The sequence below is a fragment of the Streptomyces sp. NPDC055078 genome, from assembly GCF_053607985.1.
The window spans coordinates 1-4,435 of the sequence record NZ_JBSGUP010000672.1 but is presented as its reverse complement, the minus strand read 5'-3'; the positions used below and the strand labels follow the sequence as shown (position 1 = coordinate 4,435).

The 4,435-nt window shown below is 68.1% G+C and carries 2 protein-coding genes; one reads left to right on the top strand and one right to left on the bottom strand.

Annotated features, from left to right (window positions below):
- Positions 1–89: 89 nt before the first annotated feature.
- The gene (locus ACWF94_RS34540; RefSeq protein ID WP_453497837.1) at positions 90–1,532 is read right to left on the bottom strand and encodes a CCA tRNA nucleotidyltransferase; all 1,443 of its coding nucleotides are present in this window, start codon (positions 1,530–1,532) and stop codon (positions 90–92) included.
- A gap of 226 nt (positions 1,533–1,758) precedes the next feature.
- Between ACWF94_RS34540 and ACWF94_RS34535 the strand changes: the two genes are divergently transcribed.
- A complete protein-coding gene (locus ACWF94_RS34535; RefSeq protein ID WP_453497834.1) occupies positions 1,759–4,254 on the top strand; it encodes a DUF6049 family protein in 2,496 nt (831 codons plus the stop codon).
- Positions 4,255–4,435 lie beyond the last annotated feature (181 nt).

Here is a 4,435-nt window from a genome sequence, read left to right as displayed (position 1 = left end):
CATCGGCCCTGTGCGCCGAACGCGTGGACCCCGCCCGCGGCTCATCGGCCGGTGCCATGTTTCACGTGAAACATGGCACCGTTTCACGCTCAGTCCTGCGTCGCCCACCATTCCTTGAGCGCCGCGACCGCCGCTTCCTGTTCCATCGGCCCGTTCTCCAGGCGCAGCTCCAGAAGGAACGCATACGCCTTGCCGATGACCGGGCCGGGCCCCACACCCAAGATCTCCTGGATCTGGTTGCCGTTCAGGTCGGGCCTGATCGCATCCAGCTCCTCCTGCTCCTGCAACTGCGCGATCCGCTCTTCAAGGCCGTCGTACGCCCGGGAGAGGGCGCCCGCCTTGCGCTTGTTGCGTGTGGTGCAGTCGGAGCGGGTCAGCTTGTGGAGCCGGGTCAGCAGCGGGCCCGCGTCGCGCACATAGCGCCGTACCGCCGAGTCGGTCCACTCTCCGGTGCCATAACCGTGGAACCGGAGATGCAGCTCGACCAGCCGCGAGACGTCTCTGACCATCTCATTGGAATACTTGAGGGCCGTCATCCGCTTCTTGGTCATCTTGGCGCCCACCACCTCGTGATGGTGGAAGGAGACCCGGCCGTCGTCCTCGAAGCGTCGTGTCCTCGGCTTGCCGATGTCATGGAGCAGCGCCGCCAGCCGCAGCACCAGGTCCGGGCCGTCCTCCTCCAGATCCATGGCCTGCTCCAGGACGGTCAGCGAGTGCTCGTACACGTCCTTGTGGCGGTGGTGCTCATCGCTCTCCAGCCGCAGGGCGGGCAGCTCCGGCAGGACATGCCCGGCGAGACCCGAGTCGACCAGCAGGGCGAGGCCCTTGCGGGGGTGAGCGGAGAGAATCAGCTTGTTCAGCTCCTCTCGCACCCGTTCGGCGGAGACGATCTCGATGCGATCCGACATCTCCTTCATCGCCGTGATGACGTCGGGAGCCACCTCGAAGTCCAGCTGAGCCGCGAACCGGGCGGCCCTCATCATCCGCAGCGGGTCGTCCGAGAAGGACTCCTCAGGCGTGCCGGGCGTCCTCAGCACCTGTGCCGTGAGGTCCTGCAGACCGTTGTGCGGATCGATGAACTCCTTCTCCGGCAGGGCGACGGCCATCGCGTTGACCGTGAAGTCGCGGCGGACGAGATCTTCCTCGATCGAGTCGCCGTAGGACACCTCGGGCTTGCGTGAGGTTCTGTCGTACGCCTCCGAGCGATAGGTGGTGACCTCGATCTGATATCCGCTCTTCTGGGACCCGACGGTGCCGAAGGCGATACCCACGTCCCACACGGAGTCCGCCCAAGGACGGATGATCTTCAGTACGTCCTCGGGTCGGGCGTCCGTCGTGAAGTCCAGATCATTGCCGAGCCGACCGAGCAACGCATCCCGGACCGAGCCGCCGACCAGGGCGAGCGAGAACCCGGCCTCCTGAAAGCGACGGGCGAGATCATCGGCGACGGGGGCTACGCGCAGTAGTTCCGTCACCGCACGGCGTTGCACCTGGCTCAGTGCGGTGGGGGTGTCTTCATTGGCGTTCGGCACAACAGAAGAGGGTACGTGCCCACGGCGACCGCGGCGTCTCCTTCACCAGCGACCACCTCGGGGGCCACTTCAGGGGCTCACGGCCCGGGAACGGCAGGCCGTCCGGGCATCCCTTGCGATCATGTGGGGCAGTCCGCGGCACTTCGGCACAGCACACCTCGTTACCATGCGTGGACGCGATGAGCGACAACGACCAGAGGCAAGACGACGAGGGACGGATGTGCGCGTGGCCGAGGCGGCAGACTTCCGGGGGACGTCCCCTTCTCCTGCCCGCCGGTGGCTGCGCCGCACAGCCTCTCTGATCGCCGGCGTACCGCTGGTGGCAGGGCTGCTCGGGGGTCCGGCAGCATCTGCCGCAGCCGCCGCCGACGAGCCTTCGGGTCCGCGGACGGTGGAGGTGTCCCTCGACGCGCTGTCCCCGGCCGCCCCCGGGAAGAGCGACACCGTCACCATTTCGGGCACGGTGATCAACAAGGGCAGGCAGACCGTCAGCGACGCGGAGATCGATCTGCGGGTGGGTCCACAGCTCCACGGCAGGATCGCCATCGACCGCGCCGCCGAGCGGACCGGTTACACCCAGGGTGCCGATGGCTCGCCCATCGACGACAAGCACACCGTGAAGCTTCCCAAGCTCATCTCCGGCATAAGCAGGGACTTCTCGCTGTCGGTCCCGGTCAGTGAGCTGGACCTCGGCGCGGACGGCGTCTACCAGCTCGGTGTGGCCCTGTCGGGCCAGACCGCGGACGAGCCGTTCGAGCAGGTACTGGGCTTCAAGCGGACGTTTCTCCCCTGGCAGCCGGAGGCCACGGAGAAGAAGACCCAGTTCACCTACCTCTGGCCGCTGATCTCCTCCTCCACCCATCTGACGTCGGAGACGGGGTCGGACGAACAGCAGACTCCGGTCTTCGCCGACGAGTCGCTGGCCGAGGAACTCTCGCCGCAGGGCAGGCTCGGGCAGCTCGTCTCCCTCGGCCGTGAGCTGCCCGTCACCTGGGTCATCGATCCCGATCTGCTGGCCACCGTGGACGCCATGACGGGGGACTACCGGGTCAAGAGCGGTACGACCACGGTCCCGGGCAGGAATCAGACGGTGGCCAAGCAGTGGCTGAGCGCCGTGGAGACAGCGGTCCAGGGCCGCAAGGTGGTGGCGCTGCCGTTCGCCGATCCGGATCTGGCGTCCCTGGCGCATCGGGGCAAGAACGTCTCCGGCTCACTCAGCCATCTACAGCAGGCCACCGATGTGGCGGAGAAGACCGTGGAGACGATCATCCACGAGAAGCCGTCCACGGACTTCGCCTGGCCCGTGGAGGGCGCGATCGACTCCTCGATCGTGGACGTCGCCACCTCGGCGGGCGCAGACAAGGTGATCGCCCGTGGTGACAGCCTGGGCGACAATCTGGACTACACCCCCACCGCGGCCCGCCCGATCGGCGGTGGAACCACTGCCGTGGTCGCCGACACCCGGCTCTCCAAGGCTTTCCAGGGCGACATGCTGGACACGGACAGCTCGACGCTCGCGATCCAGGAGTTCGTCGCCCAGACGCTGGCGGTGACGCTCCAGGACCCGGAGAAGCAGCGCAGCATCGTCGTCGCCCCGCAGCGCACACCGACCGTGTCCCAGGCCCAGTCCATGGCCCGGGCGCTGAAGGCCCTGGCGTCCCAGCGCTGGACGGAGCCGCTCGATCTGATCGCGGCCTCGGGCGTCAAGCCCGACCCCCGGGCCACGACGAAGGTGCCCCACTCTTCGCAGTATCCGGAGAGGCTGCGGAAGCAGGAACTGCCGGTCCAGGCGTTCCAGGACATCCAGACCACACAGAACGCCCTCGACGACTTCACGGTCATCCTCACGGCGATGGACCGGGTGGAAACCCCCTTCGGCCGGGCGATCGACCGGGAGATGTCCGCCTCCTGGCGGGGAAAGCCCGTCCCCGCACAGCAGTACCGCGACGGTGTGCGGGACAACCTCCAGAGCCTCACCGAGGAGGTGCAACTGATCGAGAAGTCGCAGATCACCCTGTCGGGGCGGAGTGCGACCATCCCGGTCACCGTGCAGAACCGGCTGGTCCAGGGCGTCGACAACCTGGTCCTGCGGCTGACTTCCGACAACGCGGCCCGTCTCAGTCTCGACGGCGAGAAGGGCACCGCCGAACAGCCGATCGAGGTCCGCGGCGGGCACAGCCAGTCGGTGAAGTTCGACGCCCTGGCGAACCGCAATGGCCAGGTGCAGATGACGGCCCAGCTCTACACCGAGGACAACCGGCCGTACGGCGAGAAGATGCAGTTCACCGTAAAGGTCTCCGAGATCACTCCCACGGTGATGCTCGTCATCGCGGGCGGTGTGCTGCTGCTCGTGCTGGCGGGCGTGCGGATGTACAGCCAGCGCAAGCGCGCCGCCCTCCAGGAGCCGGAGCCGGCCGAGGAGCGGACCGCGGACGACGCCGACCCCACCGACACCGCGGACAGCACCGACAGCACCGACAGCACCGACAGCACCGAGAACGCCCCCGGCGACGGCGACGACCACGGAGGCGGCGGTACCGGCGTTTCCGGGCACCCGGACGAGGCGGCTCCCCCGCGGGCGGAAAGCGACGCGCCGGGGGTGGCCCGGCACCCCGAAAGTGACATCGGGACCCCCGATCCCGGGCAGGCGAGTGACCCGACACCGGACACCGGACCGGAAAGCGGCAACCCGTCGGGCACGGGTGAGAAAGTGGACCGTTGAGCGATGTCGTGGCCGGCCGGCCGGGGACGATGAGGTGGGGTAGCAATGAACGCGCCGTACGACGGTGACCGGGGTCAGGGCGCGGGCGCGGACCAGGCAGGCCTGGTCCCGCCGCAGCCTGCCTCTGATCCCTCCGCGCAGAATCCGTATGCCCAGGAGCCGTACGCGCAGGATGCCCGGG